Origin of the sequence: Sneathiella sedimenti, from assembly GCF_017313765.1 — a bacterium.
Taxonomy (GTDB): domain Bacteria; phylum Pseudomonadota; class Alphaproteobacteria; order Sneathiellales; family Sneathiellaceae; genus Sneathiella; species Sneathiella sedimenti.
Window position 1 is genome coordinate 1 of sequence record NZ_JAFLNC010000003.1, and the last position, 24,025, is coordinate 24,025.

A 24,025-nucleotide genomic window follows, 5' to 3' on the forward strand; every position below is an offset into this window, starting at 1 on the left:
ACAGATGTTCCCGCCGGCGATTGAGGCAAAAAACAAAATTAACGCGGGGTGGAGCAGCCCGGTAGCTCGTCAGGCTCATAACCTGAAGGTCGTAGGTTCAAATCCTACCCCCGCAACCAAAACGTCATAATCCTCATAAACCACATGTTAATATTAGTACCGCAACGCTGACCGACTCGCGGTATATATTCTTGTGAGGAAAGGGGCTCTTCATCGTTACAAAAAATTACATTATACAACTATAGACGTACAAGGCGGCGAAGTATGCCGCGTCGCCTGGGATCATCACCCGCGCTAAGACAGCAGAAAAGAATTTAAGCCTATGTTTCTAGTAGCGCGTTGCCGCTATTGCATCTCATCAATGATAACGCACCAATAAATTCCGCCATTAAGATATCCCGCCATATCGCAATCAAACTGATTTCTTTCATGGCTAATTTCCGTCTTTAACCCTCTATCGGCTAATAGTCGTGTCCAGACTGCGAGACCGTCCTGGGTCGACGTCGATTGGAAATCCCGATAGGCCGGAGGATCATAGAACATTAGGAGTTTTACTTCCGGGAACAGAGATATTTTTTCAATCATCTCTGTTCGGGCATACAAGAGCCTGCTCTCACGGACGGCGCCGAGACCGCTCGCTAATATGCACCCCAAGAAGGACAGAAGCGCGACAAAGGCAAGAACGCGGGCAGCGAAGTCCCACTTTTTCGCGTGGTTCAGTTTTATAAATGCGGCAATGAATAGGATGGCGCTCAGCCATGTGAAAGGAACATATCGGGCCCACCAGGATTCCGGGAAGAACATGGAAGCGAGGATCATCAGAGCGCCAAATAGGGCCAAGCCGTCCTCTGCACGGGTTGAAATAGCTCTGCTATGTTTTCGATGAGCGAGACGGCGGATGGTGAAGGCCGCGATAGCGGCAAGTAATGCCAGGCTGAAGAAAGGGCCAAAACCGCCACGGCGGGTATCAAACCTGAGATACTTGAACTCTGATAATTGAAATGTTCCCGGGATTTTGAGCTCGATAGGAGCATCAATCGGCCATTCACTGTGATCGGTTTGGGCGAAGATACCATAGACAAACTTCATAGGGGCAGATAGCGGGATCACATTTTCGGGCTCATTTCCCTTCATGATTTTAGAGACTGAAGGATACAGAAGCTGCCCGTGATCCAGGATATTGGTAACATAGGGCTTAAACCCGATGACAGTGACGCCGAGGATGAAAGTAAACGCGAACAAGAGTCCCTTTTTTCGTATCCATAAAAGGCCACGCTTCAAAAGATCTCTATCTGCCCGTTGAATTGTAAGTTCTGCCACAAAGCCGGCAAAGACGATTAACGGTGTGTAGTAAAGGGCCGCTGTCTTGGTGTTTACCATCAGAATAATGCAACAGAGGGCGCTGAGGCGGGCGAGGCGATTTTCGCGAAATGCATCTGAGAGAAGGAATAGCGCGAGCGCCACGCCAAACAAGTAAAGCGGGGCGTCAACATAATGGGTTAAGAGTTGTCCGATGACGACGGGGTTTGCGACAAGGATGCCACTAAATATCAAAGCGGCTATCCGGGGAAACCGAGGTATATTTTCTGCGCAGCTATCCAGGAAAAAGCCGTATGACAGAAGGGCCACGGCCGCCATCAAGCCCACGATCAAGGCCTGTCCCGACATCAGCAATCCTGTAAGGCTGACAATGTAAGATTGGAGTACCCAGTAGCCATTGGGGTAGGAATCCACCCAAATATTATTATGCGGGGAAAAGAATGGATTCCATCCTTCGCCAATATCCCATATGGCACTCAAATGGTAGGCATATCCATCAAAGCCCGGGTCATAGAAAGGGATGGTTGCGAAAGCCCAGATCAAAGTTATTGCCGCAAACAGGGCTAGTGCAATGAGACTTTGTCCCAGGCTCTTTTTTCCGGCCATTGTTGTCACTATGCCGAGTGTAATTAGGAGCGCGAAACCAAAGAAGATAAGCGGGGTGTGAAAAGTTTCAGTGGCGAAGCGGCTAACTATGAGCAGGGTAGCAAGGAAAAGGAAGACCGTGGATGCGCCGATATTCGCAAATTTAGACATACGTGGTTTCCTTAAGACCGCATTTTTGAATTTGCGTCATGTTTGGGTTGTTCCAGTACGGTATTTATTCATTTTGAGGTGCTTTCGCACACCACAATATGTTGCCATCAAAGAAGCCCGACATCTCGCAATCATCCTTATGAAATTCGGAGGTCATTTTGCTTTCGATCCCGCGCTCACGGAGAAGCGTTGCCCAGGTTTTATCGGAGTAGGTGATCGCCGTCGACTGATGATCTTTGATAACCCTGGGATCATGGATGAGTGTAAGCTCGATAATTGGGTAGTTCTTCATATTCTCGATAACGGCAGTTCTTTGATAGGTATGCCAGCTCTGCCGGAGCGAACCAAGGATAGCAGACGCAATATTGCCGAAAAAGCAAAGGGCGATAATGGACATTAGAATCGCCGATGTCAGGGAGCGCGTCTTTCTTTCTCCGAAAAAGAGAGTGGAGATGGTTACCAGCAATACACCGAGCCACGTAAAGGGAACATAACGCGCCCACCAGGACTCCGGAAAAAATACTGATGCCAGGATCAGTATTAAGGCAAATAAAGCCAGTACATCGCCTTTGCTGCGCTCTCGGTCGTCATCTCCGCGGGCACGCGTAAATCGCGTTAAAGCATACAGGGCAATTGCAAGGATAAGGGCAAGACTAAAAAAGGGGCCAAAGCCGCCCCGGCGCGTGTCAAAATCGAGAGCTTTGAACTCAGAGAGTTGGAAGGTGCCCGGGATTTTCAGGTGGACAGGCGCCGTGACCAATACAGGCCAGACGCTATCTTCTGTCCGTGAGAATATTCCATAGAAAAACTTTACCGGTATCGACAATGATTCCAGATTGTTCGGGATGTTCGTTGCCATGATCTTATCAACGGAAGGATAGAGCAGTTCTCCATGATCCATGACATTGGTGACATAGGGTTTATACCCGATGATGGTGATGCCGATAACAAACGCCAGCCCGAAAGGAATTCCCCGACGTTTGATCCAGTTAAAAATAAACTGGACATGTGAAATCGCAACATTTTTCAATACCCATCCGGCCATAAAGCTGGCGAAGACGATCATCGGTACGTAATAGAGCGAAGCCGTTTTGGTGTTTACCATCAGGATAATGCAGCCGATAGCACTCCATCTTGCAAGTCGGTTGTCAGAATAAGTATCAGATAAAAGAAATAGCGCTAATGCACTTCCCAAGAGATAAAGCGATCCGTCGATATAGTGGGTCATTATCTGGGTTAGGACGACCGGGTTTGCGACAATAACGAGGGCGAACAAAAGTCCCCAGAACATCTTAAGCCGAGACAGTCGGTCTGAAATATGGTCCTGAAAGAACCCGTAGGCAAGCAATGCAACCGCCGCCGTCAATCCGACAGTGAGGGACTTTCCCGAGAGCAACAACCCGGTCGTGGAGACGAGGTATGATTGCAGCACCCAATAGCCGCTCGGGTAGGAATCAACCCAGATATTGTCATGAGACGATAGGAACGGGCTCCAACCTCGAGCCAGATCCCAAATAGCCGTCAAATGATAGGAATGGCCGTCATGTCCGGCGTCGTACAGAAACTGGGTCGCGATCGCCCAAATCGCGATAACCACCCAAAAACTGACAACTGCCGTCAGTGCCATGAGCGATGTCTTGTGTCCTCCGACTATCCGGAAGATCACGAAAATCAAAAAAGTGGCAAGTCCCAAAAATATCGCCGGGTGAAGGGTATTGGTAACCGGGATTCTGCTAATAATTAACAGGATGGAAAGAAACAGAAAGATCGCGGAAGAACCAACATTTGCAAATCGCGTCATCTACAGAAAATCCCTTTTTCACCATTTCGCCCGGCAAACATTCGATACCATAAACAAACTAATAAACCATTGCCAGTAATGACGAAGTTGGAAATAGGGGGTCGGCAACGCGACTGATGATTAAGAAGGATCTGAAATGCATCTTAATTTATTAATTAGAGACTACATTGGAGGTCTTTAGAGCGAAAATTTTGTTAAGTATTTGTTTTAAGATAAAAAAATTTATTATTTCTTTAATCTAATATTTGATGACTTGACCCTTTCCTGCCGATCATTAGTATGAGGGCACCACGCTCGACGGACACAATACGAAATTTCCTTGTCGTAGACGATTGAAGAAGGCCAGAGTTGTAAATGTCAGAGCTGAAGTCCCAGGAACGTGCATATAATCCAGCCAATTTGTTTATTTGGATGGTCGGTACATTACTTGCCTTGGGCGCTATCTATGACGGCATCGACTATATTTGGGGTAAAGGCTGGGCGCTAGATGAGTTGCGCACCATAGTGCAGCTTGTCATCGTGGACGATGACTCCTGGTGGCCAATGTATAATGCCGCGAAAGCCCGTCTTTTGAATGCAGGCGTCTATCAAACGGTATTCTTTGAAGAGAGGATGAAGTTCCAATATCCGCCGCTAAGCATTCTGCCGTTCATCATTTTCATTAAGATTGGTATGAGCTGGGAGACGATCCGGGAGGTTATGAATGCCATTTCTTTTGCCTCCATATTGCTTATGGTCGCAATTGTATATTCTTTGATAGTGATCCTGTTCAAAAGATTTCCTATTTCCGGGAAGTTTGACTGGAAGTATAAAATTCCGTTTTTTGTTATTTCTCTTATCGGAACGTTTAGCTTCGACGCAATAGTCAGGGCGCAGTACCTGGGCCAGATTCAGGTCATTTTGGATTTACTGGTGTGTCTTGCTTTTCTGCTACTTCTCTTGAACCAGAAATATTTTTCGGGAGCATGCCTTGCATTGGCGGCATTGGTCAAACCCCAGCTAATACTGCTGTTTCTATGGGCGTTGATCCGCAAGGAAAAGGAAATAATGATTGGGATGATCGCCGTCTTTGTTCCCGCGGGGGCCCTTTCTCTCTATGTCTTTGGTTTTAGTGAGCATGTCCAATACCTGGAAACTCTGTCCCTCATGGGTAAACATGGCGAAGCCTATTGGCCAAACCAGAGTATCAATGGTCTCCTGCATCGATTGTTAAGTGACGTTGATGCATTGACCTTCCCGGTCAATTCCTATGCACCCTATAATCCGTTTATTTATGGCGCCACCATCGTGACGACCGTGATGTTAATTTTGCTGGGTCTGTTTTTCCGCCCGGAATCATCAAGCCGTGGCCTTTCGCAGGACAGGAAGCTCACAGGTTATTCGCTCGATATGGCCACGATGCTTTTGTTAGTGACAATGGCATCGCCGATAGCATGGTATCACCATTATGGCATTGTATGGCCATTCTACGTTGCTGCTTTTGTCGTTTTGTGTTGCCTCCGTTCCATACGGCGGAGTTGGCAGACTATCGTGATTGGCAGTTTATTAAGTGCAAGCTTTCTGCTGCTATCAAATAGATTTCCCGCGCTGACGAGTGAAGCCTTTTCTGCACCTCCCATAAATCTGTTGCTATCACATTATCTTTTTGGGGCATTTCTGTTTCTGGCGGCCTTGTTGATGCTGCGCCGTACTTTGGCGGGTGAATACCGTAACAACTGAACACGCGCAGTATGGTAAAGTGTTAATAAATTTACGTTAATAAATATGCAGATAGGTCAGACAGATATTACTAGAACCGAAAGTTTGTAGATTATGTTTCGAGAAATAAATAAAGATCCTGCAAGTCTTTATATAATAACAATGGGCATCTTGATCTCGCTTTTTCTAGTAAACGGTTTTTTTGATTACGTCTGGGGCTTTGGTTATACATTTTATGAGTTAAAGGCCGTATTGTTCCAGGCCATGGAACAGGATGACTCATGGCTACCGATGTATGAAGCGGCCTATGCCAGACGGGAATTTCCAGAACAAGGTATCTACGAAGTCGTTTTCTTCGAGCAAGGCATAAAGTTTCAGTATCCGCCAATAAGCTTGCTTCCGTACATGCTCCTGATCAAGCTTGGCCTTGGTCTCGCATCCATCATCAAAATTTCCTATGCTGTTTCGTTCCTGGCGATGCTTGGGGTTGCATTCTGCGGATATAAAATAGTTGTCCTACTTCTGGATAAATATGCGAACGAATATTTGATATCCAGACACGCTCATTTGGGCATCTTTCTTGTGTCATTGCTCGCCATATTTACATATCACCCGATTGTTATTGCCCAGTATCTCGGCCAGGTGCAGGTGATAATCGATCTGTTGATAAGCCTTGCCTTTCTGGCCTGGCTGAGCGAAAGAAAACATCTTGCGGGAATGGCGATTGCGTTCGCGGCTTTAATAAAGCCGACTTTGGCTTTGGTGTTGCTCTGGGCGCTGATACGAAAAGAAACGGCCTGTTTTGTCGGGATGTTAGTCGTATTTATTCCGGCCGGAATTATCTCTCTCGCCGTATTCGGATTTAACGAACATTTGGATTATCTCAAGGTGCTGTCATACATCGGCACTCACGGGGAGTCATTCTGGCCGAACCAGAGCATTAATGGTCTGCTTCACAGGCTTTTGGGGACAGCTAACCCTGGTGAATTTGATGCTTTTTCCTATTCGATGCACGACACATATGTTTATGCGGGCACTCTAATCTCTAGCGGCGCATTAATTTTGTTTGGATTGTTCTTTATCAAACCGAAGACCAACAACACCGTTGGTTCTGTACTTGACTTGGCAACGATGGTGCTCCTGGTGGTTATGGCCGCCCCTACGGCATGGACGCATCATTATGGTGTTTTGTGGCCGGCCTTTACGATGGCGATTATGATAGGGATCATCCTCTTGCTGAATGGCCGAAGTCGTTACGCAAGGGCTGGCTTCATCTTGCTTTGCGTCGGCTATTTTCTCATATCGAATTATTTTACTTTTGCAGACATTGAAGCCTTTTATGCGCCGCCGGTTAATTTAATTTTGTCTCATTTTCTGTATGGAGGCTTTATTACCTTATTCGCGCTCTTGCTACTTAGGTATGCCGCAGCTGGCGAATGGTCAGATTTAGAGGCCTCCGTTAAGGGCAAGGGTCTTCATAGTGCAAATTTTACGGAAGTGGAATAACTTGACCTCTTTTAGTCCAGTTGTAGTATTCAAACATCATCTGGAAATTCATATCAAGTTGACCAAATCATGCCGTAATCAGTCCGGATAGTTCATCTTTATGTCCCAACGTCCCATTAAATCAGTTAATCCTGCCCTCCTTTTCATCTTGGTTGTCGGCGGGATAGTATTCCTTGGGATAGCTAAAGACGTGATAGATTATGTCCTTGGTGACACCTATATTGCGACACTTACAAAGTCAGTCCTATTTCTTGATCTGATTTATTTTGATTCATGGTGGCCCATGACGGAGGCCGCGGTCGCGAAGCTCACCTTTCCGGATCAGGGGATCTATGAAAATGTTTTCTTCGAAAGACGTATAAAATTCCAGTATCCCCCAATCAGCATTCTGCCATTTTGGGTGGTTTACAAGTTTGATATGAGTTGGGAGAGAGCGACAGAAATCGCAAATTTCGTGTCGTATTTATCTTTATTCGGTATCGTCATTTGCGGCTTTCAAACGATCATCGTAATCGCCAGGAAATATTATCTGGAATTTCAGGGATCTCCTGCTTTCCGCCTGGCCGCCTTTTTAATCGTTCTTATCGGTACTTTCAGCTTTTACCCGTTGATGTGGGGGCAGTTTATTGGCCAGGTTCAGGTCTTTATAGACTTGCTGATCAGTATTGCCTTTGTGGCATGGCTCATGGGAAGGAAGTACTTCTCGGGCATGATGATTGCGCTTGCCGCATTAATTAAGCCACAGTTCGCGCTCCTCCTTCTCTGGGCCTTATTTCGAAAAGAGAAGCACTTCTTGATAGGGCTGATGATTGTTTTCATACCTGCGGGGATCGTATCTCTCGCTCTATTCGGTTTTCAGGAACATGTGGATTACTTGAGGGCGCTTTCTCATATGGGCAAGCACGGGGAAGTGTATTGGCCAAATCAGAGCATCAACGGAGTACTGAACCGGTTATTGGTTGATGCGACGTCCTTGCAGTGGACATTGGAATCTTTCGCACCCTATAACCTGATCGTGCATATCGGGACTATCGTCTCTACAGTTGTCTTTATCGCTGTGGGGTTATTCTATAAGCGGGAAACGGATGCGATCGCAGGAAGCGGGCCAACTATGGGCTCTGCTTTGGACCTCGCAACGATGCTTTTGGTTTGCACCATCGCATCACCAGTGGCATGGATCCACCATTACGGAATCTTGTTGCCCATTTTTCTTACCGCCTTTTTGACGGCCATTCACTCTATTTCGACGGAAGCCCGACTGTCATCGCTCCTTAATCTTCTGCTTCTATGTACAAGCTATTTTCTGTTAGCGAATTACTATACCCTTGCGGAGCAGGAAGCCTTCAGCGAGCCACCGATTAACTTGCTTCAATCCCTGCATTTTTACGGGGCGCTTTTGCTGTTGATTACGCTCTTTTTGTTGAGAATTGACGTGGCAAGGAAGGCGCCGCTCAAATAGCTGTCGCCAATTCAGAGAAGTGAACCCTCGCGAACTCAGTTTGGCTGTTTATTCGGTACCCTTGGGACGCACCAGAGTACATGCGCTTCCAGCCAGCCCAATTTCTCGCAGTATTCCTTCTCTCTAAATGGTATTTCCGTGCCGACGATACGGACGTGCACACCGTTCTCGCGGAGCACCCGCGCCCAAACATTTGCCGCATCGGAAATTTGCTGGGACTGAAAGTCCCGCGTAATACGTATATCTTTTTCGATATATATTTCAATGACGGGAGAGTCCTTCACGGCTTCAACGGCGTGAGTGGCTATTTGTACCCGCAGGCTTTGCTTCAGCGCCCCGCCTGCACCGGCCGCAACGCATAGAAGAAATGACAGCATAGCAAGTCCCTGCAGAACCCGCGTTAATATCAGGAATTTTCCGTGCCCTGCCAGGAAAAGGGAGGCAACGGCGAAAAGGACGGCGCTAAGCCAGGTAAAGGGGACATAACGGGCCCACCAGGATTCCGGAAAAAACATGGAAATCAGGAGGAGCGCAAGAGCGAGTGTCGCCAGACTGTCCCCCTTGCGTGCCATTGCATAAGGCCCACTTGAAAGGCTTGCTATTCTGCAGAGCGCATAGGCGAGAATGGAGCTTAGCAGGGCCAGGCTGAACATGGGCCCGAACCCACCCCGCCGCGTGTCAAACCGAAGAATTTTGAATTCATCGATCGAAAATGTTCCAGGAAATTTGAGATTGATCTGGGAGTCGAACGGGTAGGGCCACAATGTCCTCCCGGTTTCGGCAAATATACCGTAGAAAAACCCGACAGGTGCTGAAACGCCATTAACATTATTCGGAATATTATAGCTCATGATTTCCGTAACGGATGGATAGAGCAGTGCCAGATGATCTTGGAGATTGGTCACATAGGGTTTGTACCCGAGAACGATAATCGCAACAAAATACACGAACGCATATATGAGGCCTCGGGAAATGATCCATCGCACAGCACGTGGCAGGCAATTTCTAATACCTCCGTTCGCGACCAGGTCGGCCAGAAACCCCCCAATCACAATAAGGGGTACATAGTACAGATTGGCTGTTTTCGTATTGATCAGTAAGATGATGCAGCTGAGCACGCCCCACCTGGCAAGCTTATTGGGACTGCATGCATCTATCATCAGAAAGAACACCAGACCGCAGCCAAGCAAGTAGAGCGGCGCGTCTGTGTAATGTGTCATGACTTGCGTCAGGACGATGGGGTTCCCGATGACAAGGCAGGCCAGGAATAGCGAGGTAAGTCTCTTGAACTTGGAGACATGATCCGCGCAATGCTCCAGGAAAAACCCGTAGGAAAGTATCGTGACGGTAACCATGAGCCCCGATAGTAGGGACTGACCGGATAGGATGAGCCCGGTTGTTGCGACGATATAGGATTGCAGCGCCCAATATCCGTTCGGATAGGAATCAATCCAGATATTGTTATGTGGGGTCGCAAGAGGGTTCCACCCTTCCGCCAAATCCCATATCGCCGTCAAGTGATAGGCATATTCATCATCGCCGGGTGAATAGAGCGGTGATGTCGCATATGCCCAGAACAGAAGAAATATAGAAAAGCCGGTGATTGAGATCAGTGCCGTTCTTGACGCCCTTGGCCCGTCAACAAAATAAACCAGCAAAATTGTCAGTATGACGGCAACCCCCAGATCCACATAGGGGGGAAGCATTGTGGCAATTGTAATACGGTTGACAATTAGCAGAAGCGCCAAAAAAATGAATACTGAAGAGGCACTGACAATAGATAAACGTGTTTGCAAGCTATGACGATCGTGCTGCAATTTCTGGCCCCCTCGGCTGCAACTTTTTGGAATTTAGCGTAATGAAAATTGTCGTGACTGTCGCATTGTCACAAAATAGGGATTGGATGTCATCTTTGGCAATAACTATTCCCCAGGATTTTTCGGAATACACCAGAGGACAGCACCAAAAAAATATCCTGATTGAACACATGTCGTTTCGTCAAATTCCTCCGTAATCCTGGTGTTGACACCCTCCCTTTCGAGGATTTCTGCATAGACTGTCGCCGCATCGGATTGTGATTTAGACTGGTAGTCAAAGAAAACGCGAACTTCCTTGATAAGCGTAAGCTCAACAACTGGCGCGGTCCTCATTTGTTCAATCGGGGCAAATCGTTGATATGTCTGTATATGTTGGCGGGCCGCGCCTAACGCCGCGGACAACATACAGCCCAGTAAGGCGACGATGGTAATCGCCATGGCAGCCTGCGTAAAAATTCTACTTTTACCGGTCAATTCAATCTGCAGAGTGGAAACTGCAAGAAATGCCGGGGTCAACCATAGAAACGGTACATATCTGGCCCACCATGGTTCAGGGAAAAGGACAGTAATGACGAGGAGAATAATCCCGAAAAGCGCAATCCCGCCGCTCTCCCGTCGAGACATGGTAATTTCTTGACGGAACACGGCAATGCGGCTTACTGCGAAAGAAAGTAATGAAGTCAAAAGGGCCAGGCTAAACAGCGGCCCGAAGCCGCCTCGTCGGGTATCAAAATCGGGTGCCTTAAACTCCGCTAATGTGAAAGTACCAGGTATTTTTACATTTATGGGCGCTTCCACAGGAATGCCGTAACGATTGTGTTCTGTTCGTGCGAGGAGCCCGACCAGAAACTTTTGCGGGCCAGGCATTGGATCCTGTACATTTAATGGCGTGTTTTTATTCATTATGTCCGCGGACGGGGGATATAATAAATCGTTGTGATCCAGAATATTGGTGACATATGGCTTGTAACCGATCACCAGAATGGCGAAGATCCCTGCCAATCCGTAGTAAATTCCTCTCTTGCCTGTCCAGTGAACAACCTCTCGTAACCAACCGGAAGACCCCCGCAGGACGAACAGCTCCATAAGAAAGCCGCCAAAAATGATAAGCGGTGTGAAATAGAGTGCGCTGGTTTTGATATTGATGAGGAGAATGAGGCAGGCAATGGCACCGATCCACGCAATGCGGCCCTTCCCTATGGCATCCGACATCAAGAAGAATATAAGCGAGGCACCAACCACATATAACGGTGCATCCACATAATGCGTTTGTATCTGGGTCAAAAGGATGGGGTTGGCAACCACAACGGCCGCGAATAGAACAGACGTCCAAATCCTGAAACGCGGCAAAGCGGGCGATATTTTCTCGTAGAAAAATGCGAAGGATTGTAATCCCAGCACCAACATCAGCGCAATCAGCAGGGACTGGCCGGCCATCGGTAAGCCCGTTATGGACACAAGATACGATTGCAATGCCCAATAACCCGAGGGGTAGGAATCCACCCATATGTTATTGTTTGGCGTGAGAAAGGGATGCCAGCCGTTCGCCAGATCCCAGATTGCGGTTAAGTGGTAGACATAGCCGTCATGGCCTGCCGGATAGAATGGTTGTGTTCCATAAGACCAGGCAGCTAGGATTACAAAAAATACTGCAATCGAAAAAAAAGCGGTAATAAACGATTTTCGTCCCGCGAGACCCGCCATGAGGATAAGGGTGATGGCAAGAGCAACGCCAACCTGGAAGAGAGGGGACAAAGCGCCGTAAAAATCAGCCCTACCAATTGTGAGAAGAACAACAAGAAAGGTAAAAATAGAGGCAGATGCCGAATTGACGTTTTTCATCATTTACGACGTTCTCGCTTAATTCCGTGCTTTAATAAGTTTTGGCAGTAGCTGCATTGCCTAAAAAGGCCCGGTTTCTAGCTGCCACACTCAATCCGGTCTATGCTGCGTAGCACAAATCCTCCAAGGAAACCAATTTTCGCATTATTTAGTTAACAAAAGCATTCAATCATCTGTGGCATTTAGCGAGTTTGCTGAAGTAGCGTCTGCATCTTCCTTGCGCCACAGCGAAATAACAAGACCGGTGATTACCAGCGCCGCTCCGATCAAATCCTGAACTGATAGGGGTTGTGCGATAAACAGGGCGCCGAGGATCGAAGCTGTGATCGGGCTAAGGCCTAAGAATACCGTTACATTGGAAGGCGGAATATAGGCGAGGGCGAAAAGCCAGCAGAAATAGCCCACTGCGCTGGAGAAACCGATAAAAGACAAGATGATCCATGTCATCGTCGAAAAGCCAGGAACGGCATCGATCATGCCTTCCATAACGGCGAGCCCAAATAGGAAAACAACCGCACATCCCATTGCCATGGTGCTGATTTGTAATGTCGGGTAGCGGGGCATGTAAGCACCATAGAGGACGGAGCAGAGCGCCCCTAAAAAGGCGCTCAAGAGCGCCGCTCCGATACCAACCCATCCCATTGACCCGATATCTTGTACGAACGCTGTTGCGCCTACGGCAAATCCAACACCAACAATTGTCAGCACAATTCCGGTAAGTTTGCGGTAAGTAAATTGCTCGCGTCCGAGCATAATTGCCAAGGCCATCGTGAGAAGGGGCAGACTTGCGAAGATGAGGACAGCGAGACCCACGGCAATATAAATAACGGAAAAATTCAGTAGTATGATGAGGATTGCGAACTGGAAAATTCCGAAGAGCAGGATCAACACGAAATCCCGCGGCGACACCGGGGTCCATCGAATGCGAACTGCAAACGGAAGTAAAAGCAGGACACCGATCAGGTAACGACAAAAGGCAATTGTAACCGGACCGATCTCACTGACAATTGATCCGGTCGCTACCGTAGCGGCCCCCACAACAAGACCACTCATGGCGGCGGCCGTCAAAGCCAGGTTGGTGCGGTTCATAAGATTAAGTCCCAGGTCTGCCCAACGAGATCCTGCCCAAAGCTATGGTGTGGCTCCTCGTCAATCAGCTTAAACCCGGCCTCTTCATATAGATGGATTGCCGCATAGAGGGTGCTGTTGGTCCAGAGGGTCACCTTTACATAATTTTTGCGGCGGGCGAAGCGAATGCATTCGTCAACCAGCTTGCGGCCAACACCGAGACCTCGTGCCGTCGGCTCGACATAAAGCAGGCGCAACTGGGCGGTTGACAAGTCTTTCTTAACCAGAGAAACGGAGCCGAGAATGACGTCGTTTCGCTCGGCGATCCAGCAATGCTCGAATTCTGGGTCGTAGTTTGTCAGAAAATCCTCTCCGACTTTCGCAACCAGTGCTTCAAAACTGCTGTCGAATCCGTACTCTTGCGCATAAAGAGCGCCATGACGATGAATTACCCAGCCGATATCGCCGGGACGATGACTACGGATAATAACCGGGTCTGTTATTTCCTCGGCAGGGGCAAGTGTAGATGAAATGAGGTTCATCGCTTCAATCAGCCGGATTTGCTCGGCATCGGAGAGCAGAGTGAGTATGGCCGCGACCTCATCTTGAGACGCCTTTATGAAGGGAGTGAAATCGCGTCGCCCTTCTTCCGTGAAAATGAGGACTCGCTGTCGTCCGTCTCTCGCGCTTTTCGCTGTTTTCAGTAATCCTTCAGACTTGAATTTTTTGAGGATACGGCTGAGATAGGCAGGATCTAGTGAGAGACTTTTTACGAGATCGCCGGCGGTCAGGTTATCACCGGAATAGAGTTCGTAGAGCACGCGCATTTCCGTGAGGGAAAAGCGGCTATTCAACAGCCCCTCGTTAAGGGCGCCAACATGCTTTGTATAGAATCTGTTGAATTTTCTAACAGCATTGATGCGCTTTTCAGAGACGGCCATTATTCCTCCCTATTTCGTTGTAATATGACAACGAAATAATGGATTTTGTCAAATAAATTGGAGGGCGCGCTAGTCTGCTAATATGAACGGCGTTAAACTTTCGCGAAATTCTGCAATAAATTCCTGCATCAAAAGAGATCGCGGATGAAATTTTGGATAGAGAATATCAAGGCGGAAGGGGAGTTGGGGCTCGAAGGTTCTTGTCACCAAACCGCGACCGACATATTCCGTTGCGTCAATCGAACTAACCACTGCGATGCCGACTTCCTGCTCGGCGAGCAAGCAAGCCGTCGCAAACTGACGCACCTCGACGCGATGGTTAAGGACGGCGCCGGACGCATCAAATGCGGCTTTGACGGCGTGATAGAAGCGGTTCTGGCGATCCTGAATGATCATCGGCAATCCATCAAGATCATTCGGCGTGATGACCTGCTGGCTGGCGAGAGGATGGCGACTTGAGAGGGCGCAGACCGTCCGGATATTGACAGACTCATGATTGACAGCGCTATGGCCCTCAAATTCATCGGCAATGCCGATGTCATACTGCTGAGCAGCGATCCATTCGCGGACCCTCGCGGAACTTCGGGTTTGAATAGACATCGTAACATCTGGTCGATCCGCGAGGAATTCAGCCACGACACGCGGCAGGAGAGAGGTAGCGAACCCTGGAAGACAGGCTATGCGCAGATGGCCGGCCTTTTGGTTGCGGATATCCGCGGCAAGCTGCGTGACATGATCGAGATTGGTAATTGCCCGGTCGACTTCGCTATATAAAAACTCGGCTTCGGACGTAGGATGCAACCGCCCTTGACGTCGATCGAAAAGAGGTATTTTGAGGGATTTCTCAAGACTGGCAATAAGTCGGCTAACTGCCGGCTGCGAGATATTAAGCATCTTGGCGGCGGAGGTCACCCCACCCGCTATCATGACGGCTCTGAACGCTTCCAATTGCCTTAACCGATTCATGCCAATTTTCCCTGAAAATCACCCAATCCCATAACACTGTATTATGGAGTTATTCGCATAGATTATCACTAACCACGTAAATTGTGGAATCTCGAATTAGTTTGTGCGGCTGTCATTAAACCGTAATTGAAGGTCGGGCAAATACCTATACTCTGTTAGGAGGGGACGGGTTGCCTCCTGCTGAAAGAAATCAGATTCGGGCATCGCATACCGTGATGTTTTATAAACAACCTATAGGGAAACATTATGGCTATATTCAAAAAACTAGTTCTACCGGCGGCCCTGGCTGCCTTTATGAGCGGAACCGGTGTCGCTTCGGCGGTTACCGAAATCCAGTGGTGGCACGCCATGGGCGGCACCAACGGCGAACGGGTTAACAAGATTGCGGAAGATTTCAACGCTACGCAATCGGACTTTAAAGTCGTCCCGACATTCAAGGGTAATTATACGGAAACGATGACGGCGGCAATCGCAGCATTCCGCGCGAAAAAACAGCCCCATATCGTTCAGGTTTTTGAAGTTGGTACCGCGACCATGATGGCAGCCAAAGGCGCTATCTATCCAGTTGAACAAATGATGAAAGATACCGGCGAGCCTTTTGACAAGTCCGATTATCTGCCTGCTGTGATCAGCTACTATCAGACGTCCGAGGGTGAACTGCTCTCGATGCCGTTTAACAGCTCCACGCCTGTTATGTGGTATAACAAGGACGCGCTTGATAAGGCCGGCGTTTCCAAAGTTCCCGAAACCTGGCCGGAAGTGAAGGAAGCTTCGGAGAAGCTTGTCGCTGCCGGATATAAATGCGGGTTTTCATTTGGTTGGCAGTCCTGGGTTATGGTCGAGAATTTCAGCGCCTGGCACAATATCCCGATGGGTACGGAAGAAAACGGATTCAAGAGCACGAAAACCACTTTTGAATTTAATAACGATATCGTCAAAACCCATATCAAGAACCTGCAGGACTGGGAAACCGGTAACCTGTTTGTCTACGGTGGACGCCGTGGGGACAGCCTGCCGATGTTCACGAACGGTGAATGTGGTATGTGGATGAATTCCTCCGCATATTATGGCTCCATAAAAAGTCAGGCCAAGTTCAACTTCGGCCAGACTATGCTGCCGTACTATCCGAATGTAATCGACAAGCCGCAGAACTCGATCATCGGTGGGGCCACACTTTGGGTGCTCCGCGGGAAAGCAGATGATGACTATAATGGTGTTGCAAAGTTTATGACCTATCTGTCCTCTCCCGAAGTGCAGGCTTGGTGGCATCAGGAAACAGGATATGTTCCGATCACGACTGCTGCCTATGAACTCTCTAAGAAGCAGGGATTTTATGAGGAAAATCCGGGTACGGACATAGCGATTAAGCAGCTTAGCCTGAATACACCGACACCAAACTCTCGGGGTATCCGGTTCGGTAACTTTGTCCAGATCCGCGACATCATCAATGAAGAAATGGAAGCAATCTGGAACAAGAGCAAGACACCGGAGCAGGGCATGGATGATGCCGTCAAGCGTGGCGATGCTCTCTTGCGTAAGTTTGAAGAAGCAAACGGATCATAACGTTTGATTTTCCGATGTTAGCCGTCGCGGTGCAATAGTGCTGCGGCGGCGCATCCCGAGAGGTTGCAGGTTATGTTGAAGAATGTTCACTTCGGGCCATCCGTGTTGCCCTTTCTTCTAGTATTTCCGCAGATCGTGGTCACACTTGTTTTCTTCATCTGGCCCGCCAGCCAGGCACTCTATCAGTCGTTACTGTTGGAAGACGCGTTCGGGCTGAAAACCGAGTTTGTCTGGTTCAAGAATTTCGAAGAACTCATTCACGATCCGCTCTACTGGAGTTCTTTCGAGATCACGGTGGTCTTTTCGTTTCTCGTTGCCTTTCTCTCCATGTCCTTCGCGTTGGTACTCGCTATTTTTGCCGATCGCGTGATCAAGGGTTCCGGTGCCTACAGGACGCTTCTGATCTGGCCCTATGCGGTTGCACCGGTAACTGCTGGTGCTCTTTGGGTCTTTATGTTTAACCCGACGCTTGGCATTATCAGCTATGCCTTGTCCGCCCTCGGGTATGAATGGAATCACCAATTGAACGGCGGGGAGGCGATGGCATTGGTCGTCATGGCGTCGGCATGGAAGCAAGTCGCCTATAATTTCCTTTTCTTCCTCGCGGGTCTGCAATCCATTCCGAAATCACTGATTGAGGCGGCGGCAATTGATGGTGCCGGTCCGCTGCGCCGAACATTTGATATTATCCTGCCCCTTTTGTCCCCGACGACGTTCTTCCTGCTTGTTATCAACATCGTTTACGCCTTTTTTGAAACATTCGGCGTTATCCATGTTGTGACGGCTGGCGGTCCGGCCGGGGCAACAAATATCCTGGTCTATAAGGTCTTTAACGATGGTTTCGTCGGCCTCGATCTTGGCGGTTCAGCGGCTCAATCGGTAATCCTGATGATTATTGTGATTGGCCTGACGGTTATCCAGTTTAAGTATGTTGAGAAGAGGGTGGCCTACTGATGGTTGAGAACAGACCGCTACTAACAATTTTCTCCCATATCATGCTGCTCTTCGGCGTGGCTGTTATTGCGCTGCCTATCTGGATTATGTTTGTCGCGGCCAGCCATCCAGAAATCAGGATGACGCAAGTTCCCCTGCCAATGCTGCCCGGAGGATATTTTTTCGAGAATCTCGATATTGCCCTGAACCGGGGAATGAGCGGGATGGACGGGAATGGCGTCGCCTATATGATGCTGAACAGTCTGATCATGGCGATGATGATAGCGGTCGGCAAGATCGCGATTTCCCTGTTATCGGCCTTTGCCATTGTCTATTTCCGCTTTCCGTTCCGCATGTTTTTCTTCTGGATGATTTTTGTCACGCTGATGCTGCCCGTTGAGGTCCGGATTCTGCCTACATATGAGGTTGTCGCCAATCTGGGTATGCTAGACTCCTACTGGGGTCTGTCCATCCCGTTGATAGCCTCGGCGACCGCGACCTTCATGTTTCGTCAGGTGTTTTTGACCATTCCCGACGAGATGCTGGAGGCGGCGCGGATTGACGGAGCAGGACCCATGCGGTTTTTCTGGGACATACTGATCCCGATGTCGCGGACCAATATAGCAGCCCTCTTTGTGATCCTCTTTATCTATGGCTGGAACCAATATCTCTGGCCGCTCCTGATCACATCCGAGCCTGGCATGTATACGGTGGTAATGGGGATCAAGCAGATGCTGGAAGCGGCGGAACAGGTGCCGCAATGGAATGTTATCATGATGACCGCGTTGCTTGCGATGCTGCCGCCGATCTTTGTGGTTATTTTTATGCAAAGTCTCTTCGTCAAGGGGCTGACGGAAACCGAAAAATAAACTGGGAAAATTAGACGATGGCAAGGGTGGTTCTAGAGGGTATTCGCAAAACCTATCCGAATGGATTTAAGGCAATCCACGGCGTAGATGTTGCAATTGAAGAGGGGGAGTTTCTCGTCCTGGTCGGTCCGTCGGGCTGCGGTAAGTCCACCCTGCTGCGGATGATCGCGGGGCTGGAATCAATTACTGAGGGGCGATTAAGCATCGGTGATCGCGACGTCAATAATCTGGAACCGTCGGAGCGGAATATCGCGATGGTGTTCCAGAATTACGCGCTTTATCCGCATATGAGCGTCTATAAGAACATGGCCTATGGCCTCAAGATCATGGGGTTGCCAAAGGCGGAGATTGAAGAACGTGTCAAGAAAGCCGCAACCATCCTTGAACTGACAGACGAGCAGCTGATACGCAAGCCCCGGCAATTGAGTGGCGGTCAGCGACAGCGTGTTGCCATGGGGCGCGCCATTGTACGTGAACCGAGTGTATTTCTCTTCGATGAACCGCTTTCCAACCTGGATGCAAAACTTCGGGTGCAGATGCGTCTGGAAATAAAGACCCTTCAGGCAAATCTTGGCATTACCAGTATCTATGTGACGCATGACCAGGTTGAAGCCATGACGCTGGGCCATCGTTTGATGGTGCTGAATGCCGGCAATGTCGAGCAGTTGGGGACGCCGATCGAACTTTATCAACGTCCGGAGTCTCTGTTTGTTGCTGGCTTTATCGGTTCTCCTGCGATGAATTTTGCGGAAGCCCGGATTGATGCGGCGGGAAAGACGATCACTATTTCCGGTCAGGAGGCATTGCCGCTCGGAGACGGAGGAATGGCTGAACATGGCGGAAAAGATGTGATCCTTGGTGTCCGGCCAGAACATTTGGAACTGGTCGCTGGCGCGCCTGATGCTGTTCCAATGACAGTAACAATGGTTGAACAGCTTGGCGCGGACACGCTGGTTCACGGTCATTTCGGTGAAAGCAAGTCCGACCTGACGGTTAGACTGGAGGGAATCCGACATATCAAAGGCGGGGAAGTCTTGCCGATCCGCGTATCACCGGATCACCTGCATGTGTTTGATCCGAAAACCGAGCGGCGGCTCTCTTAAATTTACCCAACCAAACTTAATGTATCGTCGGGACAAACGGCGGCATGTTGGATATGCTGTTTGCGGATATAGGTGCGAAGCCTCTGTCGCAAGTCGTGGTTTTGCGCCTGTGTATGAGTCAAAATAAGGAAAAATAACAATGGCAGGGATAGCTTCGAACGGAAATACAATGGGGGCACTACGGAATCTTGAAGGCAAGGTTGCCTGGATCACGGGAGCGGGAACGGGAATAGGTCAAGCGGGCGCCGTCTGTCTGGCGCGTGCGGGCATGGAGGTTGTGTTATCTGGCCGGCGTAAGGAGAAGCTGGCAGACACAGAGGCGATGATCCGGGCTGTTGGCAAGGAGCCTGTGATCGAGGAACTCGATGTGGCTGACGCGGATCAGGTTGCGGCAGTGGCCGACCGGATTGAGAAGCGTTTTTCCCGCCTCGACGTTGCCGTGTTAAGTGCCGGAATAAATGTCAAGAAACGGAGCTGGAGTGAGGTCGATACGGAGGGATGGGATTCCGTCGTCGATATTGATCTGAATGGCGCCTTTTATTGCTGTAGTTCCATCCTGCCGATCATGCGTCGGCAGAAAGAAGGACTAATTATCAATGTCTCTTCCTGGGCAGGCGTACGGGTATCGAAAATGACCGGACCGGCGTATACGGCGGCGAAACATGGTATGGTTGCCATGAGCGAGAGCATTAACATGGAAGAGGCGATCAACGGAATTCGTTCTTGCGCACTTTGCCCGGGCGAAGTGGCGACGCCAATCCTGGACAATCGGCCTGTTAAGGTTACGGATGATGAAAAAGCCGTGATGTTACAGGGGGAGGACCTGGGTGAGACAATCCTGTTCCTGGCGCAACTTGATAAGCGCGTCTGCGTTAATCAGTTAGTGATCAGCCCGACGGCAAACCGGATGTATACAGCGGGAATAACCTAAGAAGTCTCTGTTGCTCGATCAGCTGATTTTAGTGCGGCATAGGCATCTAGCGCGCGTTGGCGCGAGATTTTAAGATCAACAATCGGGTGCGGATAGGTCTCGCCTAACGTGACATTGGCTTCCTTCAATACCGTTTGCGGTGCGTCCCAGGGATTGAACAGCCATTTGTCAGGGAGAGCCGCGAGTTCGGGAACATATTTCCTGGTATAGTCGCCTTGCGGGTCAAAGCGTGTCCCTTGGGTTGCCGGATTGAAAATTCTAAAAAAGGGTGCGGCATCGGCGCCGCAGCCGGCGACCCATTGCCAGCTCGCGCTGTTATTTGCGAGGTCCGCATCAATCAGGCAGTCCCAGAACCAGCGCGCCCCCTCTCTCCAGTCGATCATCAGGTTTTTCACAAGGAACGATGCGGCGACCATGCGCACCCGGTTATGCATAAAGCCGGTCTGCCAAAGTTCCCGCATCCCGGCATCGACAATCGGGATACCCGTTTGTCCCTTCTGCCATGCCTGAAGGTCAGCGGGGTCCTTGCGCCAGGAAAAGGAGTCAAACTTCTCTTGCAGATTTTTATGCGGCAATTCAGGAGAAAAATAGAGCAAGCTGTGTGAAAATTCCCGCCAGACAAGCTCCATCCGGAATTGACGAAGATCTTCTTCACATTGCACAGACTGCTCTCGGAAGGGGAGCGCATATGAAACCTGGCGTGGCGATATTTCACCAAAATGCAGATGAGGTGAGAGGTAAGAGCAATTCTCTGCCGCCGGATAGTTCCGGCCTTTATTATAGCCCTCAAGACCATTGTCCAGAAAATGATGCAATCTGTCCTGCGCGCCTTTCTCGCCGGGCTTCCAAACTGTCGGCTTTTTCAAATCCCAGTTAGAGGGAAGGAGCCCAAGGTCGGAAATCGCGGCGGTACTTTCTATCGTATCACCATCGAAGAACATGATTTTTTCGGGAGATGAAAGCGGTTTTTCCGGCACCGGCCTTTCGAGATATCCTTTGCGAAAATAAGGGGTAAATACCCGGTAGGGCGTGCCATCCGCCTTGCGGACATCCCATGGTTCCCGTAACAAGGAGCCATTCATGGAAATTGCTTCTATGCCGGACTGCTTTAACTCTGCCAATATTTTCTTGTCCCGTTGAACGCGCCAGGGCTCATAGCAACGGTTCCATGTGACGGTTCGAGCACCCGTTTCCTGCGCAAGTTTCGGAAGAATTTCAGCCGCATCGCCGCAATAGACCCGGAGCTTGCCACCAAGGCTGCTATTGAGCGCGTTCAGGGAATGGTGGAGCCACCATCGGCTGGCGCCGCCCATCCGATAGTTGCCCGCATTTTTATCGTCCAGAATGTAAATAGGGAGAAGTCTGCCAGCTGCTACGGCCGCCGATAAAGCAGGATTGTCAGACAAGCGCAAATCCTGCCGAAACCAGTGAATTGCAAGGGCGTTATTTGAATGGTGAGCTGTCACGGGGTGGAAAACTTTGGTTAATGTTAGGATGATCTTTCACATATTGGTACGGGGCCCGGCAGGCTCCGGATCACCAATTGTGAACATTAACCTAATAATTTTCTATTGGGCGACTTCTTCTGTTTCCTGATGGGATTTAGGCACAAGAAGGTCCTTTCTGGTGTCCGTAAAAATCACCAGATTATTCTTGAACTGATTTGCGCTCGTTGCCCAGGAGTAACCCAAGGCATACTCACGACATGTCGCCGGATCGATGTCCAACGCTTCAATCGCCGCTTTCTTAAGGTCTTCATCAAGGATACCCACGGGGTGATCCCCGATAACGTCAAGTGGCCCGGTAACGGGATAGGCGGCAACGGGCACACCGCAGGCAAGTGCCTCCAGCAGCACAAGGCCAAATGTATCCGTCCGGCTCGGGAATACAAATACATCGGCAGCGGCGTATATTTCTGCGAGGTCGTTCCCCTCTTTCATTCCGAGGAAGGCGGCCAGCGGATATTTTTTCTCCAGATCCTTTCGTTGCGGGCCATCGCCAACTACTACCTTGGTGCCCGGTAGATCGAGCCTTAAGAATTTCTCGATATTTTTTTCGACGGCAACACGGCCAACATACAGAAATATGGGACGTTTTTGAGTGAGGGCATCCTTTTCTCTTGGATGAAAAAGCTCGGTGTCTATTCCTCGGGTCCAGCGCTGGATGCGCTGGAAGCCTCTGCTCTCAAGGTCGGTTTGAAGGCTTGGTGTCGCCACCATGATGGCGCGGGAAGGCCGATGAAACCAGCGTAACCCCGCATAGCCCCATGAAATGGGAAGACGGATGCGGGCATGTACATATTCCGCAAAACGCGTGTGGAAAGCGGTGGTGAAGGGGATATTGTTCTTAAGGCAGTAGCGACGGGCCGCGAAGCCAAGTGGCCCTTCTGTCGCGATATGGACGGCATCCGGCGGTGTATCCGTGAAAATCTTGCGGATTTTCCGCGCCGCGAAAAGGGACAGCCGAATTTCGGGATAGGTCGGGCAGGGTACGGAGAAAAAAAGCTCCGGCGTCACCATGATGACGTCGTCGCCCAGGCCCGTCAAATAGTCCCTCAGGTTCGAGAGCGTCCGAACAACCCCATTGATTTGAGGATGCCAGGCATCGGTAACGAGGACGAGTCGCATGATTTGTTTCCTTGTATGTCGGAGAGGGAAGCAACCGCGCCCATCCAGTGAATGAGTTCAAGACGGCCGTCGAAATGTTCGACAAGAGCCGAGCAGCTTTCCACCCAGTCCCCGTCATTGCAGTAAGTGACGCCGTTGATCTCGCGAATTTCGGGGTGATGGATATGGCCGCAGATAACGCCGTCAACACCTCGGTCCAGCGCTACGTCGGCGAGGGCGTTTTCAAAGTCCGCGATAAATTTGACGGCATTCTTCACCTTCAGTTTCAAGTAGGCTGAGAGGGACCAGTAAGGATATCCCAGCCGTTGACGAATGATGTTGAGCGTGTCATTGAGTTTGAGGCATAGGCCATAACTCCAGTCCCCAAGATAGGCAAGCCAGCGAGCGTATTTGACCACGACGTCAAATTCATCGCCATGCAGAACAAGGAATTTTCGGCCGTCCGCGGTCTTGTGAACGGTTTCATGCACGACCTGAATGGAGCCAAAATCGTGATCAACATAGTTCCGGGCGAATTCATCGTGATTGCCGGGAATGAAAACCACCCTGGTTCCCTGTCGCGCTTTCCGTAATATTTTCTGTACGACGTCATTATGAGCCTGTGGCCAATACCAGCCTTGCTGCAAGCTCCATCCATCGATGATATCGCCGACAAGGTAGAGGTTCTCGCTTTTGGTGCTTCGCAGGAAATCCAGCAGGAACTCAGCCTTGCATCCGGGAGTGCCCAAATGTATGTCAGATATCCATATGGACCGATATTTATGGCTTATTGCACGGGCATCCATTACGCATGACTCTGCTGGCTTGTCATCAAATGGTCATTAA

The 24,025-nt window shown here is 49.6% G+C and carries 18 protein-coding genes and 1 tRNA gene; 9 read left to right on the forward strand and 10 right to left on the reverse strand.

Annotation, left to right across the window (positions count from 1 at the left end):
- Positions 1 to 42 precede the first annotated feature (42 nt).
- Positions 43 to 119, forward strand: a tRNA-Met gene (locus J0X12_RS09390).
- A gap of 226 nt (positions 120 to 345) precedes the next feature.
- Here J0X12_RS09390 and J0X12_RS09395 read toward each other — a convergent pair.
- On the reverse strand, positions 346 to 2,076 hold the full coding sequence (locus J0X12_RS09395; RefSeq protein ID WP_207044760.1) for a hypothetical protein: 1,731 nt from the start codon (positions 2,074 to 2,076) through the stop codon (positions 346 to 348).
- 64 nt (positions 2,077 to 2,140) lie between these two features.
- On the reverse strand, positions 2,141 to 3,877 hold the full coding sequence (locus J0X12_RS09400; protein ID WP_207044763.1) for a hypothetical protein: 1,737 nt from the start codon (positions 3,875 to 3,877) through the stop codon (positions 2,141 to 2,143).
- A gap of 354 nt (positions 3,878 to 4,231) precedes the next feature.
- On the opposite strand from J0X12_RS09400, the gene J0X12_RS09405 reads away from it, so the two are divergent.
- The 3 genes from J0X12_RS09405 to J0X12_RS09415 all read left to right on the forward strand — a co-directional run bounded on the left by J0X12_RS09405 (position 4,232) and on the right by J0X12_RS09415 (position 8,540).
- On the forward strand, positions 4,232 to 5,596 hold the full coding sequence (locus J0X12_RS09405) for a glycosyltransferase family 87 protein (protein WP_207044766.1): 1,365 nt from the start codon (positions 4,232 to 4,234) through the stop codon (positions 5,594 to 5,596).
- Positions 5,597 to 5,737: 141 nt separating this feature from the next.
- Positions 5,738 to 7,081 carry a glycosyltransferase family 87 protein gene (locus J0X12_RS09410; RefSeq protein WP_207044769.1) on the forward strand — a complete coding sequence of 448 codons (1,344 nt, stop codon included), beginning with the start codon at positions 5,738 to 5,740 and terminating at the stop codon, positions 7,079 to 7,081.
- Positions 7,082 to 7,229: 148 nt separating this feature from the next.
- Positions 7,230 to 8,540, forward strand: coding sequence for a glycosyltransferase family 87 protein (locus J0X12_RS09415; RefSeq protein WP_207044772.1), 1,311 nt, complete (start codon positions 7,230 to 7,232; stop codon positions 8,538 to 8,540).
- 35 nt (positions 8,541 to 8,575) lie between these two features.
- On the opposite strand, the gene J0X12_RS09420 is transcribed toward J0X12_RS09415, so the two are convergent.
- The 5 genes from J0X12_RS09420 to J0X12_RS09440 all read right to left on the reverse strand — a co-directional run bounded on the left by J0X12_RS09420 (position 8,576) and on the right by J0X12_RS09440 (position 15,174).
- Complete coding sequence (locus J0X12_RS09420) at positions 8,576 to 10,288, reverse strand: hypothetical protein (protein WP_207044775.1); 1,713 nt, start codon at positions 10,286 to 10,288, stop codon at positions 8,576 to 8,578.
- A 174-nt stretch (positions 10,289 to 10,462) separates the two neighbouring features.
- On the reverse strand, positions 10,463 to 12,202 hold the full coding sequence (locus J0X12_RS09425; protein ID WP_207044778.1) for a hypothetical protein: 1,740 nt from the start codon (positions 12,200 to 12,202) through the stop codon (positions 10,463 to 10,465).
- A gap of 162 nt (positions 12,203 to 12,364) precedes the next feature.
- On the reverse strand, positions 12,365 to 13,288 hold the full coding sequence (locus J0X12_RS09430; RefSeq protein WP_207044781.1) for a DMT family transporter: 924 nt from the start codon (positions 13,286 to 13,288) through the stop codon (positions 12,365 to 12,367).
- Entirely contained in the window at positions 13,285 to 14,208 is a 924-nt protein-coding gene (locus J0X12_RS09435) for a bifunctional helix-turn-helix transcriptional regulator/GNAT family N-acetyltransferase (protein WP_207044784.1), read from the reverse strand. Before J0X12_RS09435 ends, J0X12_RS09430 begins: the two co-directional genes overlap by 4 nt.
- Positions 14,209 to 14,277: 69 nt before the next feature.
- A complete protein-coding gene (locus J0X12_RS09440) occupies positions 14,278 to 15,174 on the reverse strand; it encodes a LysR substrate-binding domain-containing protein (RefSeq protein WP_207044787.1) in 897 nt (298 codons plus the stop codon).
- Positions 15,175 to 15,420: 246 nt separating this feature from the next.
- Here J0X12_RS09440 and ugpB point away from each other — a divergent pair, with 246 nt between their 5' ends.
- From ugpB to J0X12_RS09465, 5 genes are all read left to right on the forward strand, one after another.
- Complete coding sequence (ugpB, locus tag J0X12_RS09445; RefSeq protein WP_207044791.1) at positions 15,421 to 16,737, forward strand: sn-glycerol-3-phosphate ABC transporter substrate-binding protein UgpB; 1,317 nt, start codon at positions 15,421 to 15,423, stop codon at positions 16,735 to 16,737.
- 72 nt (positions 16,738 to 16,809) lie between these two features.
- The gene (ugpA, locus tag J0X12_RS09450; protein ID WP_237688092.1) at positions 16,810 to 17,691 is read left to right on the forward strand and encodes a sn-glycerol-3-phosphate ABC transporter permease UgpA; all 882 of its coding nucleotides are present in this window, start codon (positions 16,810 to 16,812) and stop codon (positions 17,689 to 17,691) included.
- A complete protein-coding gene (gene ugpE / locus J0X12_RS09455) occupies positions 17,691 to 18,539 on the forward strand; it encodes a sn-glycerol-3-phosphate ABC transporter permease UgpE (RefSeq protein WP_207044794.1) in 849 nt (282 codons plus the stop codon). The genes ugpA and ugpE overlap by 1 nt, the downstream gene beginning before the upstream one ends.
- Before the next feature lie 17 nt (positions 18,540 to 18,556).
- Entirely contained in the window at positions 18,557 to 19,642 is a 1,086-nt protein-coding gene (locus tag J0X12_RS09460; protein WP_207044797.1) for a sn-glycerol-3-phosphate import ATP-binding protein UgpC, read from the forward strand.
- Positions 19,643 to 19,781: 139 nt separating this feature from the next.
- Complete coding sequence (locus J0X12_RS09465; protein ID WP_207044800.1) at positions 19,782 to 20,573, forward strand: SDR family oxidoreductase; 792 nt, start codon at positions 19,782 to 19,784, stop codon at positions 20,571 to 20,573.
- Here J0X12_RS09465 and J0X12_RS17595 read toward each other — a convergent pair.
- The 3 genes from J0X12_RS17595 to J0X12_RS09480 all read right to left on the reverse strand — a co-directional run bounded on the left by J0X12_RS17595 (position 20,570) and on the right by J0X12_RS09480 (position 23,985).
- Complete coding sequence (locus tag J0X12_RS17595; RefSeq protein ID WP_337925147.1) at positions 20,570 to 22,039, reverse strand: cryptochrome/photolyase family protein; 1,470 nt, start codon at positions 22,037 to 22,039, stop codon at positions 20,570 to 20,572. The genes J0X12_RS09465 and J0X12_RS17595 overlap by 4 nt on opposite strands.
- Positions 22,040 to 22,141: 102 nt before the next feature.
- The gene (locus J0X12_RS09475) at positions 22,142 to 23,200 is read right to left on the reverse strand and encodes a glycosyltransferase family 4 protein (protein WP_237688093.1); all 1,059 of its coding nucleotides are present in this window, start codon (positions 23,198 to 23,200) and stop codon (positions 22,142 to 22,144) included.
- The gene (locus tag J0X12_RS09480; RefSeq protein WP_207044805.1) at positions 23,128 to 23,985 is read right to left on the reverse strand and encodes a UDP-2,3-diacylglucosamine diphosphatase; all 858 of its coding nucleotides are present in this window, start codon (positions 23,983 to 23,985) and stop codon (positions 23,128 to 23,130) included. The genes J0X12_RS09475 and J0X12_RS09480 overlap by 73 nt, the downstream gene beginning before the upstream one ends.
- Between the last annotated feature and the right edge of the window lie 40 nt (positions 23,986 to 24,025).

Coding starts and splice junctions, on each gene's coding strand:
- J0X12_RS09395 (WP_207044760.1), bottom strand. CDS start 2,076: ATGTCTAAATTTGCGAATATCGGCGCATCCACGGTCTTCCTTTTCCTT.
- J0X12_RS09400 (WP_207044763.1), bottom strand. CDS start 3,877: ATGACGCGATTTGCAAATGTTGGTTCTTCCGCGATCTTTCTGTTTCTT.
- J0X12_RS09405 (WP_207044766.1), top strand. CDS start 4,232: ATGTCAGAGCTGAAGTCCCAGGAACGTGCATATAATCCAGCCAATTTG.
- J0X12_RS09410 (WP_207044769.1), top strand. CDS start 5,738: ATGGGCATCTTGATCTCGCTTTTTCTAGTAAACGGTTTTTTTGATTAC.
- J0X12_RS09425 (WP_207044778.1), bottom strand. CDS start 12,202: ATGATGAAAAACGTCAATTCGGCATCTGCCTCTATTTTTACCTTTCTT.
- J0X12_RS09430 (WP_207044781.1), bottom strand. CDS start 13,288: ATGAACCGCACCAACCTGGCTTTGACGGCCGCCGCCATGAGTGGTCTT.
- J0X12_RS09435 (WP_207044784.1), bottom strand. CDS start 14,208: ATGGCCGTCTCTGAAAAGCGCATCAATGCTGTTAGAAAATTCAACAGA.
- J0X12_RS09440 (WP_207044787.1), bottom strand. CDS start 15,174: ATGAATCGGTTAAGGCAATTGGAAGCGTTCAGAGCCGTCATGATAGCG.
- ugpB (WP_207044791.1), top strand. CDS start 15,421: ATGGCTATATTCAAAAAACTAGTTCTACCGGCGGCCCTGGCTGCCTTT.
- ugpA (WP_237688092.1), top strand. CDS start 16,810: ATGTTGAAGAATGTTCACTTCGGGCCATCCGTGTTGCCCTTTCTTCTA.
- ugpE (WP_207044794.1), top strand. CDS start 17,691: ATGGTTGAGAACAGACCGCTACTAACAATTTTCTCCCATATCATGCTG.
- J0X12_RS09460 (WP_207044797.1), top strand. CDS start 18,557: ATGGCAAGGGTGGTTCTAGAGGGTATTCGCAAAACCTATCCGAATGGA.
- J0X12_RS09465 (WP_207044800.1), top strand. CDS start 19,782: ATGGCAGGGATAGCTTCGAACGGAAATACAATGGGGGCACTACGGAAT.
- J0X12_RS09475 (WP_237688093.1), bottom strand. CDS start 23,200: ATGCGACTCGTCCTCGTTACCGATGCCTGGCATCCTCAAATCAATGGG.
- J0X12_RS09480 (WP_207044805.1), bottom strand. CDS start 23,985: ATGGATGCCCGTGCAATAAGCCATAAATATCGGTCCATATGGATATCT.